The organism is Microbacterium sp. NPDC087589, from assembly GCF_044743635.1.
In the GTDB taxonomy this organism is placed as follows: domain Bacteria; phylum Actinomycetota; class Actinomycetes; order Actinomycetales; family Microbacteriaceae; genus Microbacterium.
Genome location: NZ_JBIUWV010000004.1, coordinates 1 through 21,299 on the forward strand (window position 1 = coordinate 1; position 21,299 = coordinate 21,299).

Here is a 21,299-nt window from a genome sequence, read left to right on the forward strand (position 1 = left end):
GCCTGCGACAGATATGCCGCCGCCCGGCGAAGGATCTCGTTCTCCTGCTCGAGCAACCGGATGCGTTTGCGCGCTTCGCGCAGTTCGGCCGCGTCGGCCTGGGTCACGCCGGGCTTGATGCCGTCTTCGACGTCCGCGATCTTGAGCCACCGTTGCAGGCACGACTCCGAGACACCGAAGTCCTTCGCGATCCGACTGATCGGGGCTTCACCCCGACGCGCGACCGCGACGACATCGTTCCGGAACTCCTTGGGAAATGCTTTGGGCACGTTGACCATCCTTCCGTGAGAACCGAAATCCTCACAGCGTTGGAGTCAACCAAACCGCCAGCAGTCCCAGCCGAGTCGGTGGGCTCGACGTTGGTGGTCGAGATGGGTGTCCGGTTGTATGTGCCCGCGTTGGGCCGGTTCCTGCAGGTCGACCCGATCGAGGGCGGCGGGGCGAATGACTACGCGTGGCCCACCGACCCCATCAACATGCACGATCTGGCGGGAGACAAGTGGAAGGGACCCGCCCTTAAGAAGAACAGCGCCACGAGCAGCACAACGCAGCGAAGTCAGCGGACGCAAGCCACCACGGCGGCCAGGTTCCTGGGGGCGCCAGTTGTGAAAAACAGGCTCGCCGTGCGGACGGCGTCGCGTCCACTTCTGCCTACAGATGAGATCTCGGACAATGACATCTGGAACGGACTCTCAGTAGGTTTCGGCGTTGTATCTGTCGCGCTCAACGGCCTAGGTGCGGCTGCGTCCCTCGGGTGCCTCGGCGGCCCACATGCGTGCCTCGTCGCAGCGGTAGTTTCTAAGGGGCTTGGAGTGGCCGCATTGCCGTTCTCCGTCGCGTCTGCAGCCACGGACTGTCTGGGGAACGGGTGGGATAGCAAGTGCTGGGCGGGATGGCTCTACGCGGGAGGGATCACAGCTTCGACGATCATGGCGCCCCCATTTGTATCGAACGGAGTGTCAGGGGGAGCGGGGTTACTATGGTTGTTTACTCAACGATGAACGTAACGCAACTCAGTGGTCATCGTGGGAGTCGATTGCAAACAGGCAGGTTGGAAGTATGAATGTCATCTCTGCAGTTTTCCTGTTCCTCGGTGCGATCCTCATAGCGGGCGGGGTTGCCGTAGTTGTGCTCCGACGCCGATTCGCCCATAACCTGTCGAATTCGGGGTTGGCGCGTGGCGATGGAAGGTCCCCTGTCGTGTACGCCGTGGGAGTTGGTCTGATGCAGATTGCGTTCGGCCTTGCGTTGACCGTTGCCGCAGCGGCCAGCGGAAGTATCTCTGGCGGAAGTGACTTTGACCACATTCTGTCGTCAATCTTTGCAGGGGGTGAGGTTGCCTGGAAAGTAACCTCTGTCTTGCTCGTTGTGTCTGGTGCTGGTGCTGCGGGTTTCGGTCTCGCGCTGGGAATTCGCGCGTGGGGGCGACGGGCGGAATGGCAGGGCGCGCACGAGCTTCGACTGCCAAAGCGGCACTCGATAGCTCTAACCGTGGGAACCATCTTGCTCGCCTACGGACTGCTCGCACTGGTTTCGGGATCCATTCTCTTTGCGGGAGTTTTCTGAAGCCGAAGAGTTGAGTCTCGAGGCCATGCTGACGACCGAAACGAATCGCGGTGGCTGAGAGTGGCTGTTCGCGGTTGCGACTTGATCGGAAAGCGTGAGAATCAGTTGTCACGGGGGCATATCCACGCGAGTCTGCGCGGGCAGCTCACGGATCAGATAGCAGTGGAGTAAGTGTTGAGATTCAACTGGCTGGAAAGTGAGTGCCGCACAGGTGAAAGAACCTGCTGACAAGCGGGAGACTCTGGGATGAACGAGAAGATCTTGCTCTCGCTCAGTACCAGCGAAGCGCTCGTGCTCTATGAGTGGCTGGCACGCGAGGAGCCATCTCAACATGCTTCGGGCGCGGAGCAGCGCGTTCTCTGGGACATCGAGGCTCAGCTCGAATCCGAGCTTCCCATGCTCTTCGACGCGGACTATCAGGACCAAGTCGCTCGAGCGCGGAACGACATCGAGGGCAGCTCCCCACTACTCCCGGATTGACGCGCGCCACGCGCTGGTGGGGCGCAGTGGACGAATAGTCGCGCAAGTCTCGGCGTGATCCCCCACTAGCCTGGGAGCAGATTCAAGAGGGGAACCATCGTGAACGTCGCCCTGAGCACGAGATACGGGCCGACCACCACTCTCGCCCGCAACGTGGCGGCGACGGTGTCTGCGATCGTGGGGTTGGCGGTCATGGTTCTGCCGACGGTGCAGGGGGTACAGCCGCCAAGATCGCTGTACTTCGGGGCGCTGGGGGCGATGATGATCGGGGTCTTCTTCCTCAACGCGTTCAGGTGGAAGGGGATCACGAACCGGGCCACCAGAGAGGCGAACGCGGCCGGAGCGGGGGCGCGCTTCGCGTTCATGCAGGCGGACTTCTCGTCTGGCGACGGTCAGCATACGTACCCGGGATCCGGCTGGGTGGTCGTCACAGACGAGACCCTGGTCATCGTGTTTCGGCGGTCGACGATCGGGATCGGAGGCGCTCGTCAGCGGCGTGAGATCCGACTCGACACGGTGATGGGAGTCTTCCCTCACGACACCACCAGCATGTCGTACGGCGGCGTCGTGATCGTGCTGTCGTCGGGGGAGGAACTCTTCTTCATGCTGGCACCTCGCAACGGATCAGGTCTGCGAGGGCCGAGCGACCTCGAGATCACGACAGCCGTGGCCGACCTCTCGTCGGTGATCGAGGCATGAGCCGAGGCGATGCCCACGTCTGACCACACACGGCTGAGGGCCGCGAGTCGGACGCTCACCAGGATCACATCCGCACCGGATCTACACTCAGCGAGTGGGCGCGACGCGACGGCGAGTGGGAGCGGGGACGATCATCGTCCTCGCGCTGGTCGCGGCCGCCGCGATCTGCCTCGTCACAGGGGTTCTGCCCCGCGCGGATGCCGGGGCGCTCGGCGCCCGCATCGCGCCGGTGCTCGGGTTCGTCATCGCGATCACGATCGTCGCGGAGCTTGCCCGGGATGCCGCGGTGTTCGACGTCGTCGCACAGCGCCTCGCGAGATGGGGGCACGGGCGGGTCATCCTGCTCTGGTTGTCCGTCGTGGTGCTCGCCGTCATCAGCACGGTGTTCCTGTCGCTCGACACCACGGCCGTGATCGTCACGCCGGTCGTGGTCGTGCTCGCGCAGAGCGTCGGCATCCCTCCACTGCCGTTCGCCCTCGTCACGGTGTGGCTGGCCAACACGGCATCCCTCGCCCTGCCCGTCTCGAACCTCACGAACCTGCTCGCGGCACGGTCGATCGGTGACGACCCGCTCGCGTTCCTCGCGCTGAGCTGGGCGCCGACACTCGTCGGGGTGCTCGTGCCCGTCGTGATCCTCACGCTGCGACACCGACGCACGCTCTTCGGCGGGTATCGCACTCCTGCGGGCGGTGCCCCTTCCGACCGGGTGCTCTTCTGGGCGGCCTCCGGCATCCTGCTGCTCCTGATGCCCCTGCTCGCACTGACCCACGACGTGTGGATCCCTGCGACGGTCGCCGCGCTGGTGCTCATCGTCGTGTTCGGCATCCGGCGTCGTCATGTGCTGCGACTCTCGCTCGTGCCGTGGCAGGCGATCGGCTTGGCGGCGGCCCTGTTCGTCGTGGTCGAGACCGCGCACGCGAACGGCATCCTCGACTTCCTGTCGGTCCTCGCGACCAGTGGGCACGCGCCCGCAGAGCTGCTGCGTCTCTCGGCAGCGGGCGCGCTCGCCGCGAACGGGGTCAACAACCTGCCCGCCTACCTGATTCTCGAACCCACCGCCGGCGACCCGGTCGCGCTCATGGCGCTGTTGATCGGGGTGAATCTCGGCCCGCTGATCACACCGTGGGCGTCGCTCGCCACGCTGCTCTGGCACCACAGGGTGGTATCGCTGGGGGTTGAGATCCGCTGGGGCAGCCTGATGCTCTGGGGTGCGATCGTCGCCGTGCCGACGGTGCTGATGGCAACGCTCGTGCTCGCGTTCGTCGCTGGCTGAGACTGTCCATCCCGGCGCCGGCCCCGGGGTAGGGAAAAGGGCAGCGACACAGGTCACGGGATCTGGGGGAGGTCCGCAGCACGACATGGGGAGTGTGTGCCGGGTGAGGGTCGCTGCCCTACGCCTCAACGCTACGCACATCGCGTCCGATCTGGTGAAATTTCAGTGCCTGATGTATGGTGCGTCGGCATGACACCGGCATAAAGTGTGCCCGTGGGCGACATCAGCGCATCTCTGCCGATTCGGCCGCGGCAGCTGATCCGCGACCAGGTCTTCGCCACGCTCGCCGAAGAGATCATCTCGGGCCGCATGCAGCCTCTCGAAGAGATCCGCGACCAGGATCTGCAGGCCGAATACGGCGTCTCCCGCACGCCCATCCGAGAGGCACTGAACCGCCTCGCCGACCTCGGTCTCATCGAAGTCAGCACCAATCGATTCACTCGCGTCGCCCCGGTCGATCTCGCCGCCCAGGCCGAGCGGGTCGAGATCGCCGTCGCGTTGATCGGCTACTGCGCGGTCACAGCCGTGCCGACCTACACCGACGAGCAGGTCGCGTCACTGCACGCGCGCATCGACGGGCTGCTCGCCGCCGGCCTCGACGGAGCCTCCACCCGCGAAGGGCTCAGCCTCTGGTACGCGCTGTGGGGTGAGGTCGTGCTGAGCGCCCACAACCAGACGATGATCGACATCGTCGACGGGCAGCTCACCCTGCACCTGACCAGAACCGTGCCCGCGCAGCCGGTGGCCGCCGAGCTCGTCGACGTCATGCGCACGGCGCTCGAGCAACTGCGCGTGCTGCTCGACCGGCGCGATGGCGTGGGGGTGCGCGAAGTCATCGAGCCCCTGTTCCTGAGATCGACGATCGAGCCGCTCCGAGCGGCGGCCGCGCTCGCCGCAGCATCCGCCTCCAGCGACCCGACACTCATCGGCCGATCACCCGGGGAATGACATGCCCGACCGGCGGATCGACACACTGAACTCCACGCGACTGCTGGGAGGGGTCGAGCAGCCACTGCCTCTCATCACTTCGCGAGCGGATGCCGTCGTCGACTCGCTCGCGCACTCGATCGAGTCGGGCGAACTGGCCCCCGGCGACCCCCTGTCGGTCACCGCCCTCGTGCAGCGCCTCAACGTCGCCGCCGGCACCGTGCGCTCGGCACTCGGCGCGCTCGAGGCGATGCACCTGATCGACCACCGGCTCAACAGGGCGTCGGTCGTCGTGACGCCGACCCCCGCATGGTTCGTCGCCGTCGCCGCCGAGTGCTCGGGCCTGTCGATCGCGGCGGCCGACCTCGGCATCGCGCACGCGACCGAGGCGCAGATCGCCGAGTTCGCCACGAGGGCTGCGACCGTCAGAGCGCTCTGGGAGACCGACGACAACGACCAGGTCGTCGGAGCGGAGGGGCTGTGGGAGCTGCTCGACCTGCTCGCGGTGTTCTCGCGCAACCGATACCTGAGCGCGCTGCACGCATCGAAGAGACCCGCGCTGGTGCTCGGCATCCGCTCGCTCAGCCGACCTCGCAACCCCGCGATGCTGCGATCGGTCGTCGACGCGCTCGTCGCCGCGGCGCGCGATCGCGACCGTCTCGAGGCGACCGACCTGGTGAGAGACCTCTACACCTTCGTGATCGACGGAGTCACAGACCTCTGACCCGCTCCGGTCGCACTCTGTGCCGCTCGCACGCATCGGAAGCGGCACGAACTGCGACCGGAACGTGCGGGAGCAGGTGCGAGGGGCAGGCGCGAGGGGCAGGTGCGAGAGGGCACCTGCGACGGGGCAGGAGCGAGAGGGGCTCAGACGCGCCGCATCTCGGCAGCGAGGGCCGCGTTCGTGTCGTCGAATCGCCCCGTGATGTTCTCGCGCACCTCGGGAGACTTGTTCTGGCTCAGCTTGGCGCGTGCATCGAAGCGGTCGACGCGCATTCTCAGGCCCACGGTGCCCTTCGCCGCTCGGCGCGTGCCGGCCTCATCCTCGGACAGGCTGCGGCCATGCGGCGTTCTGCTCTCGAAGTGGTCGGTCAGTCGCGCGAGCATGGCGTAGTTCTCCTCCTCGCCGAGGATCTCGGGTGTGCCGTAGAGGTGGGCGGTGACGTGGTTCCAGGTCGGCACCAGCTCGCCCGGCGCGTAGAGGCTGGGCGACACGTAGTCGTGGGGGCCCTGGATGATCACGAGGATCTCGTGCTCGCCCAGCTCGTGCAGCTGCTCGTCGGGGCGGCCGAAATGGCTCGCGATCACGATCTCGTGCTCGTCTTCGATCAGCAGCGCGGGATAGTGCGAGGCGACCAGACCGGTGCTCGCGGGTGACACGAACGTGGCCCACGGGTTGCCGCGGATCAGGCGCTTGACCTCGAGAGGGTCGGTCATCAGGTAGCGGGGTGTGTGACGCATGAGAAGTCCTCTTTCAGGGGGTGGTGGCGGGTCGGGGACGGTTCAGTCGTGTGCGCACCGCGAGCGCGGCGCACAGGATGACGGCCACGCCGCCGAGTGCGGTGGGCCATCCGATCTGCTCGTGAAGAATCAGCGCGGCCCAGGCGATGCTCATCACGGGCTGAACCAGCTGGATCTGGCTGACCTGGGCCATGGGCCCGATCGCGAGCCCTCGATACCAGGCGAAGAAGCCGAGGAACATGCTGACCACGGCGAGGTATGCGAAGGCGAGCCACTGCGTCGGCGAGGCGGTCGGCGGGTCGGTGATCGCCGATGCCAGAGTCAGCACGAGCATCAGCGGCGCCGAGAGCACGAGCGCCCACGACACGGTCTGCCACGATCCGATCTCCCGCGCGAGCAGGCCGCCCTCGGCATAGCCGATGGCCGCCGCGAGCACCGCCCCGAACAGCAGCAGATCTGCCCAGCGGAGTTTGCCGAGGCCGCCGTGCTGCATCGACGCGAAGATCACCGCCGCGGCGGCACCGAGGGCGGCGAACCACCAGAACGCCCGTCCGGGGCGCTCGCGAGTGCGCAGCACGACCATCACGGCGGTCGCTGCGGGCAGCAGGCCGACCACGACGGCGCCGTGGCTCGCGGATGCAGTGGTCATCGCGAACGACGTCAGCAGGGGGAACCCTGCGACCACGCCCCCGGCGACGATCGCGAGTCGCCACCACTGCTCCCTGGTGGGCGGATGCTGACGCGTCACCGCCAGGGCCAGTGCGGCGAGTGCTGCCGCGACGACCGCGCGACCGGATCCGATGAACAGGGGCGAGAGGCCCCCGACGGCGATGCGGGTGAACGGGAGGGTGAACGAGAAGGCGGTGACGCCGAGAAGCCCCCACCAGAGTCCGGCGCGCGAAGATAGCGGTGCGGGAGCGTGTGCGATAACGCTACTCTGTTCTTTCATGAGTCAGGATAGCAGTGACCGAATCGTGGCCGGACTCCGTCGGTGGATCGCATCGGCACCACCAGGCGCCCGCGTGCCGTCGAATCGAGCCCTCGTCGCCGAGTACGGTGCGAGCCCCGTCACCGTGCAGAAGGCAATGGGTCGACTGGCGCGACTCGGACTGGTCGAGTCGAGACCGGGGGCGGGAACGTTCGTGCGGGCGCAGCGACCGCCCCGCGCCGCAGACTACGGCTGGCAGACATCCGCCCTCGGGGCGCCTCCCGCGCGGCTCGCCGGCCTCACCTCGACGCAGCGCACCGTCGCTCCCGATGCGATCGGCATGCACTCCGGGTATCCCGCCGTCGAGATGCTTCCCGCCCGGCTCGTCCGCCAGGCGATCACCCGCGCGGCACGCACCGCCTCGGCGCTCACCCGCTCCCCGGCTGCCGGGCTGCCGGAGCTGCAGGCATGGTTCGCCGCCGAGCTCGCAGCATCCGCTCCGGCAGACGTCACACCGGCATCCGCCAGGGACGCCCTCGTGATCGCAGGCAGTCAGAGCGGGCTGAGCTCGATCTTCCGAGCCGTGGTCGGCGCGGGCCAGCCGTTGCTGATCGAGTCACCCACCTACTGGGGTGCGCTGCTCGCCGCCGAGCAGGCAGGGGTAATCCTGGTGCCGATCCCCTCGGGCCCGCACGGCCCCGATCCGGATGCCGTCGAGCGCGCCTTCGTCGAGACCGGGGCTCGCGCGTTCTATGCGCAGCCGACGTTCGCGAACCCGTCCGGTGCCAGATGGCCCGCCTCGACGGGCCTCGCCGTTCTCGAGAGCGTGCGGCGACACGGGGCCTTCCTCATCGAAGACGACTGGGCGCACGACCTGGCGATCGACGGCGATCCCTCGCCGATCGCCGCGCTCGACGACGACGGCCATGTCGTCTATCTCCGCTCGCTGACCAAGAGCGTCTCACCGGCGCTGCGGATCGCAGCGGTGATCACGCGGGGGCCGGCGCGCGAGCGCATCCTCGCCGACCGTGCAGCCGAGTCGATGTACGTGAGCGGGGTGCTGCAGGCGGCAGCCCTCGATGTCGTGACCCAGCCCGCGTGGCGGAGCCACCTGCGCGGGTTCCGCGAGCACCTGAGGGCACGGCGAGATCTGCTGCTCTCGAGCCTCGCCGAGCACGCTCCGACCGCGACCGTCGACGTGGTTCCCGCCGGCGGTCTCAACCTGTGGGCACGGCTGCCGGAGGGCACCGATGCCGTCGCCGTGGTCGGCGCCTGCGAGGCGCGCGGCCTCATCATCTCGCCCGGGGCGGAGTGGTTCCCGGCCGAGCCTTCGGGCTCTTATGTGCGCCTCAACTACGCCCACGCCGACCCGTCGAGGTTCGGTGAGGCGGCAGGGATCCTCGGCGGCGTGCTCGCGGCATCCTGACGGCTGCCCCATCGAGCAGCCACCTCGTCGAGGCCGGCATTGCCGCACGAGACCCACCGCGTGCGCATGGGTCTCGTGCAGAAAGGTGGGTCTCGTGCAGAAAGATGGATCTGGGGCGAGAAAGTGAGTCTCGTGCGCATGGGTCTCGTGCAGAAAGGTGGGTCTCGCGCAGAAAGGTGGGCAACCCCGCCTCAGTTCTCGGGCGGGCCCTCGGGGCGGTGCGCGCGGCGACCCTGCACGACCACCGGGCGCCCCGCGCGCTCCTGCCCGGGCAGCGGCCGCGAGCGCCGGCCGTAGATGAGCTCCGACGAGTCGAGCAGCCACGGCACGAGCGTGATCGACACTCCGTGCACGAGCATCAGCTGGTTGGCCAGGCGACGCGAGCGCCGATTGTGCAGGAACGTCTCCCACCAGTGCCCCACGATGTACTGCGGCAGGTAGACCGTGACGACCGAGGAGCCGTGCTTCTCGCGGTACTGCGTGATGAACTGCGTCACCGGCTGCGCGAACGACCGGAACGGCGACTCGACGATAACCAGGGGGATCGGCACGAGGTGGTCGGCCCACTCCTTCTGCAGCTGCGCGGCATCGTCGGATGCCACGGCGACGTGCACCGCCAGCGTCTTGCCGTGCTTGGCGGCGATCGCATAGTCGATGGCCTTGATGACGGGCTTCTGCAGGCGGTTGACGAGCACGATCGCCAGGTCACCCGTCGCGCCGAACTTCGTGGTGTCGTCGATCTCGATCTCGTGCTCGACGTCGCGGTAGTACCGCTTGACGCCCAGCATCAGGAACGCCAGCACGGGGATCGCGAAGAACACCAGGTACGCGCCGTGCGTGAACTTCGTGATCGTCACGATCAGCAGCACCGCGACGGTCATCGCGGCGCCCACCGAGTTGATGGCCAGCCCGATCTTGGCCGAGCGGCGACCGGACCCTTCGGCGGGCTCGCGCAGGATGCGCCTCCAGTGCCGCACCATGCCGATCTGCCCGAGCGAGAACGACACGAACACGCCGATGATGTACAGCTGGATCAGCGTGGTGAGCTTCGCCTGGAAGATCACCAGCACGGCGATCGCCGCGATGCCGAGCATGATCATGCCGTTCGAGAACACCAGACGGTCGCCGCGGGTGTTCAGCGACTTGGGGGCATAGCCGTCACGGGCGAGCACCGAGCCGAGCAGCGGGAACCCGTTGAACGCCGTGTTCGCCGCGAGCAGCAGTACGCACGCGGTCGCGGCCTGGATGATGAAGAACAGGATGCTGCCGCCGCCGAATGTCGCCGACGCGATCTGCGCCATCAGGCTCGGCTGCGGGTGAGAGCAGTCGAAGCCGATCAGGTCGCATGGGTTCTCGGCGTAGTGCACCCCGGTGATCAGCGCGAGGGCCGTGAGACCCGCGAACAGGCAGGCTGCGATCGAGCCCATCAGCACGAGCGTGGTCTGCGCGTTGCGCACCTTCGGAGTGCGGAACGCGGGTACGCCGTTCGACACCGCCTCGACGCCGGTCAGTGCGGAGCATCCGCTCGAGAACGCGCGCAGGATCAGGAGGATCACCGCGGCCTGGCCGAGATCTTCGGAATGCACGGCGAACTCGGCGCTCGACGCCACCGGGGCGTCGCCGAGGAACGTGCGGAAGAGTCCAGTCACGATCATGAAGCCGACCGAGCCGATGAACACATAGGTCGGGATCGCGAACACGAGCGACGCCTCGCGTACTCCACGCAGGTTCACGATGATGATGAGGATCACGAATCCGACCGCGAGCTCGACCCGCGCCGGGTCGAGCCCCGGAACGGCCGAGATGATGTTGTCGACGCCGGATGCCACCGACACGGCGACCGTCAGCACGTAGTCGACCAGCAGGGCGGCCGCGACGATGACGCCGGGGATCTCGCCGAGGTTCTTCGAGGCGACCTCGTAGTCACCGCCGCCCGAGGGGTAGGCCTTGATGAGCTGGCGGTAGCTGAGCACCACCACGATCAGCAGCACGACGACCGCGACCGCCACGATCGGTGTGAACGACAGGAACGTGAGCCCGCCGATGAGCAGGATCATCACGAGCTCCTGCGGCGCATAGGCGACCGAGCTCAGCGCGTCCGACGCGAAGATCGGCAGCGCCATCTTCTTCGGCAGCAGCTGATCGTCGACCTGTGCGCTCGTCAGCGGGTCGCCGATCAGAATGCGCTTCACGCGGGGAGGAGCGTCGGTGTTGCCGCGGGTTTCTTCTGACACGTCGGGCGACACTACGCTCACGAATGCTTCCCTCACGGGTTCCTCACGGAATCCCTACGGGTGCTCGGGCGTCCCTAACGGAATCCTCACGGCATCCGGCTACAGTGGCACACTGTGGAAGATCAGGTGCGGCTCGGGTTCATCGCCATCGCGATAGGAGTGGCCTTCGGAATCCTGCTCTTCGTGCCCTTCGTCGCCATCAGCTACCGCCGCCGAGGCCGTCTCAGCCTGGGACGCACGCTGCTCTGGCTGTCCGCTCTCATCTACTTCTGGGCGATCTGGACCTACACGCTCCTGCCGCTCCCCGACCCCGAAGCCATCCGCTGCGTCGGGGCGATCACCGACCCGATGTCCGTCGTGCGCGACGTGCAGAAGGCGCTCGCTGCACCGGGCAACCCGCTGCGGCATCCCGCTCTGCTTCAGCTCGCGTTCAACGTGCTGTTGTTCCTGCCACTGGGTGTGTTCGTCCGTGTTCTCGCGGGTCGAGGCATCCTGGTGGCTCTCGCCTCGGGGCTCGGTCTGTCGCTGCTGGTCGAGACGACGCAGCTCACCGGTGTCTGGGGCCTCTACCCCTGCGCGTATCGCTTCTTCGATGTCGGCGACCTCATGACCAACACCCTCGGCGCTGTCCTCGGATGCGCGCTCGCGCTCGTGGTCCCGAGATCCCGCCGCGGTTCGACGACGAGTGCTGACGCCGACCTTCCGCGACCCGTCACCCGCGGCCGCCGAGCGCTCGTCATGGTGTGCGACGCGCTCGCCTACGGGTTCCTGAGCACCGGCGTCGGCGTGACCGTGCAGGTCTGGCTCGAGTTCGTGGTCCAGGATCGAGCTGCGGTGGTCGACGGTTCGCTCGCGTCGACGGCGGGCACGATCGTCCCCGCCGCCCTGTTCCTGATGCTCATCCTGGTGAGCGGACGCTCGGTCGGCGACATCGCCGTGCAACTTCGATACACCGGTTCGCGCCTGCCGCTGGCGCTCGCGCGCATCCTTCGCTGGGCGGGCGGGATCGGCGGTCTCAGCGCGCTGGCCCTGCTGGGCGGGCTCTTCGGTGCCGCCTCGTCGCTCCTGTTCCTCGTCGCGATAGTGATGCTCTTCACCACCAGGCTCGGGCGCGGGCTTCCTGGCGTCCTGTCGGGGCAGCACCTCGTCGACGCCAGGGCGGATGCCGGGGCATCCCCGGCGCGGGTCACCGACCGCTCACGCTCGTTTTGAACGGATTCGCGGCAACGCGTCGAGCGTCCACGGAGCGTCGAGCGTCCACGGAGCGTCGAGCGGCCACGGAGCGTCGAGCGTCCTCACTCTTCGTGGGGCCGGGGCATGTACCACTCGGTGAAGGCGGTCGCTCGCCCCTCTGCATCCAGTCGGACGATCCAGAGGTTCACGTAGTCGCGTTCCGCCGGGTACTTCGTGCGCCCCTCGATCACGACGAACTCGTCGTCCTCGCGCACTATCCACCAGTCGAACGTCCACGAGCCCGGGTCGTCGAGATCCTCGAGCCAACCGGCGACGATGTCGGCTCTGCCGATGCGAGGCTCGGCGTCTGGGCTGGTGAGGTAGATCGCGTCTTCGCTGAAGAGCGCGGCGATCTGCTGCGGATCGTTCGACTTCCAGGCCTCGACGTACGCCGCGGTCCACTTCTCTCCTGCGCTGGTCATGTCCTCCGTTGTAGACCTGGGGTCAGACATCGTCAAGGTTCTCGACTCCATCGAAGATGCACAGCCACTTCCGATCACGGACGGATAACGTCGAAGGCATGACGTCTCTTCAGGTCACCGACGACGCGATCCAGCAGACTCGGGAGCTCCGCGACGAGTTCCAGCGCTTCCTGCGCGAATACGAGTTCGGCATGCGGGAAGTCGAGACGAAGATCGGGATCCTGCGCGACGAGTTCACCCACCACCACGCGTACAACCCGATCGAGCACGTCAAGAGCCGGTTGAAGACTCCCGACAGCATCGTCGAGAAGATCGCGCGCAAGGGCATCGCCGAGCCGGACTTCGCGCGCATCCGCTCGGAGATCACCGACATCGCCGGCGTGCGGGTCACCTGCAGCTTCGTCGCCGACGTGTATCGCCTGTTCGATCTGCTCACCGCACAGGACGACGTCACGGTGCGCACCGTGAAGGACTACATCGCGACCCCGAAGGACAACGGATACAAGAGTCTGCACGCGATCATCGAGGTGCCGGTGTTCCTGTCGACCGGGGCGCTCGCGGTGCCGGTCGAGGTGCAGTTCCGCACGATCGCGATGGACTTCTGGGCCAGTCTCGAGCACAAGATCTATTACAAGTTCTCGAACCAGGTGCCGTCGCACCTCGTCGAGAGCCTGACCGATGCCGCCGAAGCAGCTGCCGAACTCGACAGCCGCATGGAGCGTCTGCACCGCGAGGCGCACGGTGTTCCGCAGCGGCAGCTCGCCCCGCCGCCGCCCCCGCACGTCGTGCAGGTCTGACGCGCGGCCCGCGCGGTACGGGCGCCTCGGCCGTTCACAACTCAGGAAGAAGGTCTCAGTCGAGACCGTTCTCTGCCCTGTTCCCTCGGCTCTCGAGGCTTTCTCCTGAGTTGTGAACGAGGTCCGCTCCATGACTCCGGACATCGGGCGCGAATCGGTGTGCAGAACCACCCCGCTGGATGGGCCGACTTCCTTCTCCGGAGGTCTGCCACCGGCCCGACGGTGTTGCGCGCACCCGCGCACCCCTGGGAACATCGGCAGGTGGTGAAAACGCAGGATGCAACGGATGTCGAGACCGAACGAGGGGTCGACTCCGCGCTGAACCTCGACGAGATCGCGGGCCTCGACCGCGGACGCCAGCTCTGCGAGTGCGATCACGGAGACGACGAGGCGTACGCCGCCTGCGGACGCAAGGCCAAGTGGCGCGTGACCGTCGACTGCGTCTGCGGCGAGAACCACCCTCGTCGCGTCGAGATTCTCTGCTCGCGCTGCCTGCGGACCCTGCGCCAACTGCAGGACCGCGACACCATCACCGCACGCCGCCTCTAGCGACAGCTGCCGCGCGCCCGCAGCCGCGACCATCCGTTCGCGTCTCCGCTCCGAACAACCGCTGACCACACCGTCGGCGGTGCGAAGGAGCAGACCATGGCACAGCGCAGCAAGGACACCCAGCGCAAGGACCCCCAGCGCAGCAAGGGCAGACGATTCATCTTCTGGGCCGCACTCTCGGGTGTGATCAGCGGAGCCGTCTTCCTCGCGACCGCCGAGCTCTTCGCGCTGATCTTCGCGCGCTCGGCGAGTCCGATCCTCGCGGTCGGCGGGTTCGTGATCGACATCGTGCCGCAGCCGTTCAAGGAGTTCGCGATCGCGACCTTCGGCGAGTATGACAAGATCGCGCTGTTGGTCGGTCTCGGTCTCGCGGTGGTGATCGCGTCGGCGATCGCCGGCATCCTTCAGCTGCTCCGTCCCCCGCTCGGCGTGATCGCCCTGGTCGTCGCGGGCGCGCTCTCCACCGCGGCGATCGTGACCAGGGCGGGTTCCACGCCCCTCGCGTTCCTGCCCCCGGTTCTCGGAACCATCGCGGGCTCGATCCTCATCGTGCTCCTGATCCGTCGTCTGAAGACGTGGAAGGTGTCCGTCGTTCCCGCCGCGATGGTCGATCGCAAGGGCGAAGGCCTCGGCGTGGATCGCGCCGACATGCCAGACCCGGATGCCGAGCAGGCGCCGAAGGCGCTGGGCCGCCGTCAGTTCTTCATCCTCGCGGGCATCGCCAGCGCCTCGGCCGTCGTGGTCGGCATCGCCTCACGCGCGGTGAGCATGACCGTGGCCTCCGTGGCGACCATCCGTGAAGCGCTCAAGCTCCCCGCGCCGAACTCGACCGTGACGGTGCCGAAGGGCGCAGAGCTCGACATCCCCGGCCTCAGTGAGCTGTTCACCCCTAACAAGGACTTCTACCGCGTCGACACCGCGCTGACCGTGCCTACGATCGACCCCAGCACCTGGCGCCTCGTGATCGACGGCATGGTCGATCAGCGGGTCGAGATGAGCTTCCAGGACATCCTCGACATGGGCCTCGACGAGTACGCGATCACCCTCACCTGCGTCTCGAACGAGGTCGGCGGCGACCTCGTCGGCAACGCGAAGTGGCTCGGCGTGCCGCTGCGCGATGTGCTCAAGAAGGCCGGCGTGAAGTCCGGTGCCGACATGGTGCTCTCGAAGAGCGTCGACGGCTATACGGCGAGCACGCCGCTGTCGGCGCTGACCGACGACGACCTCGACGCGATCCTCGCGGTGGGCATGAACGGCGAGCCGCTGCCGCTCGAGCACGGGTTCCCGGTGCGCATGGTCGTGCCCGGCCTGTACGGTTACGTCTCGGCGACGAAGTGGCTCACCGAGCTCAAGGTCACGACCTTCGACAAGGACGAGGCCTACTGGACTCCGCGCGGGTACAGCGCCGAGGCGCCGATCAAGTTCGCCTCGCGCGTCGACACCCCGAAGGTAGGCCAGGCGGTCGACGCCGGGCGCATCCCGATCGCGGGTGTCGCCTGGGCGCAGACGGTGGGCATCGAGCGCGTCGAGGTGCGCATCGACGAGGGCGAGTGGATGCCGGCGACGCTATCTGCCCCGGTCAACGAGAACACCTGGGTGCAGTGGTTCATGGAGTGGGATGCGACTCCCGGCACGCACTATGTGGCCGTGCGGGCGATCAACAAGAACGGCGACATGCAGATCGAAGAGCGTGCGCCGATCGCCCCGAACGGCTCGTCGGGCTGGCAGCGGTCGCTCATCCGTGTCGCCTGACGCCGGCGCGTCACGCTGGATATCGCCCTAGGGTGGGAGCCATGACGTCGCTCCCCGCCTGCGTGATCACCGTGTCGGACCGCTCGTTCGCGGGCGAGAGAGAAGACCGGGGCGGACCGATCGCGGTCGGCCTGCTGAGGGATGCCGGGTGGCACTGCCCGGACGCCGAGGTCGTCGCCGACGGGGCGACCTCCGTCGCCGACGCGCTGCGCCGAGCGGTCGCGCGCGGCGTGCGGCTGATCGTGACGACCGGCGGAACAGGCGTGGGCCCCCGCGATGAGACGCCGGAGGGAACCCGTCGGGTCATCACCCGCGAGGTGCCGGGCATCGCCGAAGAGCTGCGCCGCAGCGGACTGGCCGACACTCCGCTGTCGGTGCTGTCTCGAGGCATAGCCGGCATCGTCGACCCGGCCGGGGCCCTCGTGGTGAATCTTCCCGGGTCTCCTCGCGCCGTGGCATCCGGCGTGCCCGTCGTGCTGACCGTCGCCAGGCACGTGGCCGACCAGGTCGAGGGTGGTGACCACTCGTGAACGAAGTGCGGATCGCCGCGATCTCCGCCGAGCGTCTCGACGTCGACGCGCACCTGGCCGGCGTCGACGACCCGGCCCTGGGTGGTGTCACGACCTTCATCGGTCGCGTGCGCGACAACGACCCCGACGCGGCGACCCCCGTGGTCGGACTCGACTACAGCTCGCACCCCGATGCCGAGCTGGCACTGCGACGCATCGCGGAGGAGGCGGCAGCGGATGCCGTCGGCGACGCCAGAGTGGTGGTGGCCGTGAGCCACCGCATCGGTCGTCTCGAGGTCGGCGATGCGGCCGTGGTCATCGCGGTCGCCGCTGAACACCGGGCGGAGGCCTTCGAGGTGTGCCGCGCGGTGATCGAGGACATCAAGACGTCGCTGCCCGTGTGGAAGCGACAGGTCGAGTCAGACGGGTCGACATCGTGGAAGGGCATCGGCGGCTGAGCCGTCCGGCGTCCGCCCTCTGTGTCGCCTTGTGCGCTCCGGCGGGCGGTGCGCTTCGGCAGGCAATGTGCGCTTCGCAAGGCCGTTCTCGGCATCCGCGGCCTTCTGGAGCGCACATCGCCTTGCGAGGCGCACAATGACTTGTGGAGCGCACATCGCCTTGCGAGGCGCACATCGCCTTGCGAGGCGCACATCGCCTTGCGAAGCGCACATCGCCTTGCGGAGCGTCCGCCCGCGTCCGCCGTGCGTCCGCGGAGGTCGCCTTCGCGGAAGCTTCAGCCCCCGGCGAAGGGCGGCAGCACGTCGATCAGCTGCGCGTCGTCGAGCGGCCGGTCGTCGTCGCTGCGCACGCCGTCGACCATGACCGCGCAGCGCGGCAGGATGTCGGTGAGAGCCGGATGCTCAGCCACGACCGCGGCGCGCAGGGCTCCGAGCGAGGTCTCATGCCGCTCTTCCGCGTCGACCCCGGCAGCCTCAGCAGCCGCGGCGAAGTAGCGCACCCGGGTCATCGCGACTCTCCCTCGCGCACCCAGTCGCCTGAGCGGCCGCCCGACTTCGCGACGATGCGCACGTCTTCAATGACCACAGACCGGTCGAGGCCCTTGATCATGTCGACGATCGCGAGCGCGCTCACCGAGACGGCCGTGAGTGCCTCCATCTCGACGCCCGTGCGGTCGGCGGTGCCGACGGTCGCCTCGACATGCACGCCGTCGTCGACGATGTCGAGCTCGACGTTCGCCCGGTGCACCCCGATCACGTGCGCGAGCGGCAGCAGGGTGGGCGTCGACTTCGCGGCCTGGATTCCGGCGATGCGGGCGACCGCGATCACGTCGCCCTTCGGGGCGGTGCCGTCACGCAGCGCGGCGATCACGTCGGCGCTGCAGCGCACGAAGCCGCGCGCGGTGGCGGTGCGGACGGTCGGCTGCTTGGCGGTCACGTCGACCATGTGGGCGTGGCCGGCCGAATCGAGATGCGTGAAGCTCATTCGACCAGCATGACATCGATCGCATCGCCCACGGCGACGGCCTCGACCTCTGCGGGCACGATCGCGAATGCGTGTGCGCGCGCGAGTCCACCGGCGAGGTGCGAGCCTGAGCCGCCGGCGGTCGCCGGGCGCACCGTCCGGTTCGCGAGGTCGACGATTGCGGGGAGGTACTGACGCCGGCCTGGCGGAGTCGTCCAGGCGGCATCGGCGGTGAAGGATACGCGAGGGCGATGGATCTCGGTGCGACCCTGCAGCGCGAGCAGTGCGGGCCGCACGAAGACCTCGAACGACACCGCGACGCTCACCGGGTTGCCAGGCAGTCCGAAGACCAGGGTGCCGGAGTCGAGCACGCCGAACGCCTGCGGCTTGCCCGGCTGCATCGCGACGCTCGCGAACTCGACCTGGCCGTGGCCGTCGAACGCGCCGCGGACGGGCTCGTAGGCGCCCGCGCTCACGCCGCCCGTGAACACGATCACGTCGGCTCCGCGCTCGACCGCCGTCGTCGTGACGGTGCGCACGGCGTCGGCATCATCGGCGACCCGGGCGGCGAGCACGACCTCGGCGTCGGCATCCGCGACGAGCAGCTCGAGCAGGGGGCCGTTCGAATCGGGGATGCGGCCGCGGGTCGCAGCCTCGCCCGGCGCGAGCAGTTCACTGCCGGTCGAGATGACGGCCACTCGCGGCGCTCGGGTCACGGTCACGTTCTCGACCCCGGCGGCGACGGCTGCAGAGAGCTGGAAGGCGCCCAGACGCTCGCCGGCGTGCACCACGGCATCCCCGGTTCGCAGGTCTGCACCGCGGCGACGGATGAAGGCCCCGGCAGTGGCCGGCGCGCGCAGCACGCGCACCTCTCCCAGGGAGTCGGCGAGGCCGCCCACGGTGTCTTCGAAGGGCACGATCGCATCCGCCGCAGTCGGCGCGGGGGAGCCGGTCATGATGCGCGCGGCCTCGCCCGCAGCGAGCGGCGGGTCGTCCGACACCCCGGCAGGCAGGTCGGCGATGACCCGCAGCGCCACAGGGGTCTCTTCGGATGCCGAGGCGACATCCGCCGCCCGCACCGCGAAGCCGTCCATCGCTGAGTTGTCGAAGAGCGGGATGTCGTGGGTTGCCGTCGCGGCGGCCGCGAGGGTCCGATGGGCCGCGTCGCGGATCGCCCGTGTCTCGGCGGGGAGGGGACGCACGGCGTCGAGCACGCGCGCGAGTTGCTCCTCGACCGATCGGCGGCTGCCGCGTGCGGCGCTCATGCCGACACCGCCGAACGGATCGCGATCTCGTGCTGTCTCGAGGTGAGGGCGTCGATCATGGCGAGGCGCCCGAGCAGCGGCTCGCCTGCGCCGGTGACGAGTTTGACGACCTCGCCGGCCAGCATCCCTCCGACCTGCACGCACAGCGCGCCGAGCACGCCGACCTGCGCGCAGCTGGGGGGCTCGCCCTCGGTGCCGAGCGGGAAGAGGTCGGTCAGCACGACCGGATCGTGCCCGGGCGGGTTCGACCAGAACACGGTGGCCTGGGCGTGCCACTCCTGCACGGCCCCCCAGACGAGGGGGATGCCGAGGGCCTCGGTCGCGGCCGCGACGTCGCGACGGGTCGCGAAGGAGTCGCTCGTGTCGACCACGATGTCGGCACCGGCGAACAGGCGCTCGGCGTTCTCGGCGTCGAGTCGCTCGGCAGCCAGCAGCACCTCGGCCCCGGGCGACAGAGCGGTGATCGCGCGCTCGGCCGAGGCGGTCTTGGGCCGGCCGATGTCCTCGACCCGGTGCGCGAGCTGGCGCTGCAGATTCGTGAGCTCGACCACATCGTCGTCGATCACCGTGATGGTGCCGACGCCGGCGGCTGCCAGCGCGAGCAGCACGGGGGAGCCGATGCCACCCGCCCCGACGACCGCGACGTGGGCCGCCGAGAGGCGGCGCTGCCCCTCCTCTCCGATGCCCGCGAGCACGGCGTGCCGTGCGGTGCGGACGAGCTCGGCGGGATCCAGGGTCGGAGTCGGTGCGACGAGAGGATGCATGGGTTCAGGGTATGCCCGGAAACCCGGCACTGGCGGAGAAGGGTGAGGGTGCGCCCGGGTGCGCGGTTCGGGCCCGGTGCGCGCGGGGTGCCCGGTTCAGGCCCGGTGCGCGCCGCGCGCACCCTTCGGGCCCGGTGCGCGCGGTTCAGGCGCGGAGGGCGTCGTCGACGATCGCGATCACCGCGGGGTCCCAGGTGAGTGCGCGCTCCCACGGCAGGTCGAACGCGTCGGCGAAGAAGATGCTGTGCACGTCGTTTTCGACGCTGTGGCGCACGACGTGCGGCAGCACTGCCGGTGGCACCTCGTCGGCGCGTGCGCTCCGCTGCGCGACAAGACCGTCATGCGGCCAGAGCAGGCCCGGTTCTGATGCCGCGCAGAAGTGTCCCGCGCCCACGGCGGTGACCGCCACCGTGTCGAGCGCTCCGGCCTGCGTGGTGTTCCACCCCTGCAGGAAGCGATGAGAGACCTGGTCGGCCGCGCCCTGTGAGTTCTCGGCCGCGTAGCTGCGCGAGCGCTCCAGGATCTGCGTGGTCGCCGGATCGCCGTGGGCGTCGGCGATCGAGATGTCTGCGGAGAGCACGTCGCCGAGCAGCGACCCGTCCCATGGTGTGCCCAGCGTGACCAGACGACCGACTGCCGGACCGGCGCCGTGCAGCTCGCGGATCGCGGATCGAGAGAACAGGCCTCCCATCGAGTGCGCCACGAGGTCGACGTGGGTGATGTCGTACTCCGCGCCGAGCCACCGCAGGAACGCTGCCAGGTGAGACCCGCCGTCGTCGATCGTGCCGACCGCGTTCACAGTCAGCTCGGCGGGCAGCACGACGGGGACGTCCCCGAACCCCTGCCATCCGGCGTCCTCCCGCACTTCGCCCCCGCCGAGGCGGGCGGGAGCGGTGAAGACCCGCGCGCCGCGGTCGAGGAGGTGCGCGCGGAGAGCCGTGAGGGTGTTCCCGGCGGCGAGGCCGGAGCCGGCAGCCCGATCGGGATCGGTGAACGGAGTCACAGCGGCACCGCCGGACACGAGGACGACGGCTTCGGCCACGGGCTCTCCTTCTCGAGGGACGTACGCGGCAAGAATAGGGCAGGAGGGCAGCCGGTCTTCGCGCAGTCCGGGGCGTGGGTCGCCGGGAGAGACTCATATATACGCGGATGCGGGGGAAATCGGGATGCAGGTTCCGCATCTGCGGTACTCTCACACTATGCATACCTATCGGATCGCCCGTGCCGCGCAGCTGCTCGGCGTGAGCGACGACACCGTGCGGCGCTGGGTCGATCAGGGGCTGCTTCCGACGACCGATGCCGTGCCTGCCGAGATCCCGGGTGATGCCCTCGCCGCGCGGGCGGTCGAGCTGGCCGATGAAGCACACGAATCGAGCGACGCCCTCTCGAGCGCCCGCAACCGGTTCGTCGGGGTCGTGACCCGCGTGCAGATCGACGGGGTGATGGCGCAGGTCGATCTGCAGTCGGGTCCGCATCGGGTCGTGTCGCTGATGTCTGCCGAGGCTGCACGAGACCTGCACCTCGAGGTGGGTTCGCTGGCCACGGCATCCGTCAAGGCGACGCAGGTCGTCGTCGACGTGCCGAAGGCCTGA

General features: G+C 68.5%; 24 protein-coding genes. 14 read left to right on the forward strand and 10 right to left on the reverse strand.

Annotated features, from left to right (window positions below; genetic code table 11):
• On the reverse strand, positions 1-269 hold a 269-nt coding region (locus tag ACIOU8_RS10205), incomplete at its 3' end, for a transposase (RefSeq protein WP_400788817.1).
• Between the two features lie 102 nt (positions 270-371).
• On the opposite strand from ACIOU8_RS10205, the gene ACIOU8_RS10210 reads away from it, so the two are divergent.
• The 6 genes from ACIOU8_RS10210 (at position 372) to ACIOU8_RS10235 (ending at position 5,669) form a co-directional block, all read left to right on the forward strand.
• Positions 372-1,001 (forward strand): RHS repeat-associated core domain-containing protein, encoded by a 630-nt coding sequence (locus tag ACIOU8_RS10210; protein WP_400789459.1) that lies wholly within the window; start codon positions 372-374, stop codon positions 999-1,001.
• A gap of 811 nt (positions 1,002-1,812) precedes the next feature.
• Positions 1,813-2,046, forward strand: a complete 234-nt coding sequence (locus tag ACIOU8_RS10215) for a hypothetical protein (RefSeq protein ID WP_400788819.1) — start codon at positions 1,813-1,815, stop codon at positions 2,044-2,046.
• A 99-nt stretch (positions 2,047-2,145) separates the two neighbouring features.
• Positions 2,146-2,745 carry a hypothetical protein gene (locus tag ACIOU8_RS10220; RefSeq protein WP_400788821.1) on the forward strand — a complete coding sequence of 200 codons (600 nt, stop codon included), beginning with the start codon at positions 2,146-2,148 and terminating at the stop codon, positions 2,743-2,745.
• A 94-nt stretch (positions 2,746-2,839) separates the two neighbouring features.
• On the forward strand, positions 2,840-4,018 hold the full coding sequence (locus ACIOU8_RS10225) for an SLC13 family permease (protein ID WP_400788823.1): 1,179 nt from the start codon (positions 2,840-2,842) through the stop codon (positions 4,016-4,018).
• A gap of 213 nt (positions 4,019-4,231) precedes the next feature.
• A complete protein-coding gene (locus tag ACIOU8_RS10230) occupies positions 4,232-4,966 on the forward strand; it encodes a GntR family transcriptional regulator (RefSeq protein WP_400788826.1) in 735 nt (244 codons plus the stop codon).
• A 1-nt stretch (position 4,967) separates the two neighbouring features.
• Positions 4,968-5,669 carry a GntR family transcriptional regulator gene (locus tag ACIOU8_RS10235; RefSeq protein ID WP_400788829.1) on the forward strand — a complete coding sequence of 234 codons (702 nt, stop codon included), beginning with the start codon at positions 4,968-4,970 and terminating at the stop codon, positions 5,667-5,669.
• A 143-nt stretch (positions 5,670-5,812) separates the two neighbouring features.
• Here the strand turns inward: ACIOU8_RS10235 and ACIOU8_RS10240 are convergent, their stop codons facing one another.
• Together ACIOU8_RS10240 and ACIOU8_RS10245 are read right to left on the reverse strand one after the other, a co-directional pair.
• Positions 5,813-6,406 carry an FMN-binding negative transcriptional regulator gene (locus ACIOU8_RS10240; protein ID WP_400788832.1) on the reverse strand — a complete coding sequence of 198 codons (594 nt, stop codon included), beginning with the start codon at positions 6,404-6,406 and terminating at the stop codon, positions 5,813-5,815.
• Between the two features lie 13 nt (positions 6,407-6,419).
• Complete coding sequence (locus tag ACIOU8_RS10245) at positions 6,420-7,355, reverse strand: DMT family transporter (RefSeq protein WP_400788834.1); 936 nt, start codon at positions 7,353-7,355, stop codon at positions 6,420-6,422.
• Here ACIOU8_RS10245 and ACIOU8_RS10250 point away from each other — a divergent pair.
• A complete protein-coding gene (locus ACIOU8_RS10250; RefSeq protein ID WP_400788837.1) occupies positions 7,354-8,760 on the forward strand; it encodes a PLP-dependent aminotransferase family protein in 1,407 nt (468 codons plus the stop codon). The two genes, ACIOU8_RS10245 and ACIOU8_RS10250, sit on opposite strands and share 2 nt — an antisense overlap.
• 191 nt (positions 8,761-8,951) lie before the next feature.
• On the opposite strand, the gene ACIOU8_RS10255 is transcribed toward ACIOU8_RS10250, so the two are convergent.
• Entirely contained in the window at positions 8,952-11,006 is a 2,055-nt protein-coding gene (locus tag ACIOU8_RS10255; RefSeq protein ID WP_400789461.1) for an APC family permease, read from the reverse strand.
• A 102-nt stretch (positions 11,007-11,108) separates the two neighbouring features.
• Here ACIOU8_RS10255 and ACIOU8_RS10260 point away from each other — a divergent pair, with 102 nt between their 5' ends.
• On the forward strand, positions 11,109-12,206 hold the full coding sequence (locus tag ACIOU8_RS10260; protein WP_400788839.1) for a VanZ family protein: 1,098 nt from the start codon (positions 11,109-11,111) through the stop codon (positions 12,204-12,206).
• A gap of 83 nt (positions 12,207-12,289) precedes the next feature.
• On the opposite strand, the gene ACIOU8_RS10265 is transcribed toward ACIOU8_RS10260, so the two are convergent.
• Complete coding sequence (locus ACIOU8_RS10265) at positions 12,290-12,649, reverse strand: nuclear transport factor 2 family protein (RefSeq protein ID WP_400788841.1); 360 nt, start codon at positions 12,647-12,649, stop codon at positions 12,290-12,292.
• A 98-nt stretch (positions 12,650-12,747) separates the two neighbouring features.
• Here ACIOU8_RS10265 and ACIOU8_RS10270 point away from each other — a divergent pair, with 98 nt between their 5' ends.
• The 5 genes from ACIOU8_RS10270 to ACIOU8_RS10290 all read left to right on the forward strand — a co-directional run bounded on the left by ACIOU8_RS10270 (position 12,748) and on the right by ACIOU8_RS10290 (position 16,714).
• On the forward strand, positions 12,748-13,446 hold the full coding sequence (locus ACIOU8_RS10270) for a GTP pyrophosphokinase family protein (protein WP_400788842.1): 699 nt from the start codon (positions 12,748-12,750) through the stop codon (positions 13,444-13,446).
• 261 nt (positions 13,447-13,707) lie between these two features.
• Entirely contained in the window at positions 13,708-13,995 is a 288-nt protein-coding gene (locus ACIOU8_RS10275) for a hypothetical protein (RefSeq protein WP_400788844.1), read from the forward strand.
• A gap of 96 nt (positions 13,996-14,091) precedes the next feature.
• On the forward strand, positions 14,092-15,747 hold the full coding sequence (locus tag ACIOU8_RS10280; protein WP_400788847.1) for a molybdopterin-dependent oxidoreductase: 1,656 nt from the start codon (positions 14,092-14,094) through the stop codon (positions 15,745-15,747).
• Between the two features lie 41 nt (positions 15,748-15,788).
• Positions 15,789-16,277 (forward strand): molybdenum cofactor biosynthesis protein B, encoded by a 489-nt coding sequence (locus ACIOU8_RS10285; RefSeq protein WP_400788849.1) that lies wholly within the window; start codon positions 15,789-15,791, stop codon positions 16,275-16,277.
• Positions 16,274-16,714, forward strand: a complete 441-nt coding sequence (locus tag ACIOU8_RS10290) for a molybdenum cofactor biosynthesis protein MoaE (protein WP_400788852.1) — start codon at positions 16,274-16,276, stop codon at positions 16,712-16,714. Before ACIOU8_RS10285 ends, ACIOU8_RS10290 begins: the two co-directional genes overlap by 4 nt.
• Before the next feature lie 275 nt (positions 16,715-16,989).
• On the opposite strand, the gene ACIOU8_RS10295 is transcribed toward ACIOU8_RS10290, so the two are convergent.
• From ACIOU8_RS10295 to ACIOU8_RS10315, 5 genes are all read right to left on the reverse strand, one after another.
• Positions 16,990-17,223, reverse strand: coding sequence for a MoaD/ThiS family protein (locus tag ACIOU8_RS10295; protein ID WP_400788855.1), 234 nt, complete (start codon positions 17,221-17,223; stop codon positions 16,990-16,992).
• Positions 17,220-17,699, reverse strand: coding sequence for a cyclic pyranopterin monophosphate synthase MoaC (moaC, locus tag ACIOU8_RS10300; protein ID WP_400788856.1), 480 nt, complete (start codon positions 17,697-17,699; stop codon positions 17,220-17,222). The genes ACIOU8_RS10295 and moaC overlap by 4 nt, the downstream gene beginning before the upstream one ends.
• Positions 17,696-18,943, reverse strand: coding sequence for a gephyrin-like molybdotransferase Glp (glp, locus tag ACIOU8_RS10305; RefSeq protein WP_400788859.1), 1,248 nt, complete (start codon positions 18,941-18,943; stop codon positions 17,696-17,698). The genes moaC and glp overlap by 4 nt, the downstream gene beginning before the upstream one ends.
• A complete protein-coding gene (locus ACIOU8_RS10310) occupies positions 18,940-19,707 on the reverse strand; it encodes a HesA/MoeB/ThiF family protein (protein ID WP_400788862.1) in 768 nt (255 codons plus the stop codon). Before ACIOU8_RS10310 ends, glp begins: the two co-directional genes overlap by 4 nt.
• Positions 19,708-19,852: 145 nt before the next feature.
• Positions 19,853-20,749 carry an esterase/lipase family protein gene (locus ACIOU8_RS10315; protein WP_400788865.1) on the reverse strand — a complete coding sequence of 299 codons (897 nt, stop codon included), beginning with the start codon at positions 20,747-20,749 and terminating at the stop codon, positions 19,853-19,855.
• A 157-nt stretch (positions 20,750-20,906) separates the two neighbouring features.
• Here ACIOU8_RS10315 and ACIOU8_RS10320 point away from each other — a divergent pair, with 157 nt between their 5' ends.
• Positions 20,907-21,299 (forward strand): molybdopterin-binding protein, encoded by a 393-nt coding sequence (locus ACIOU8_RS10320; protein ID WP_400788867.1) that lies wholly within the window; start codon positions 20,907-20,909, stop codon positions 21,297-21,299.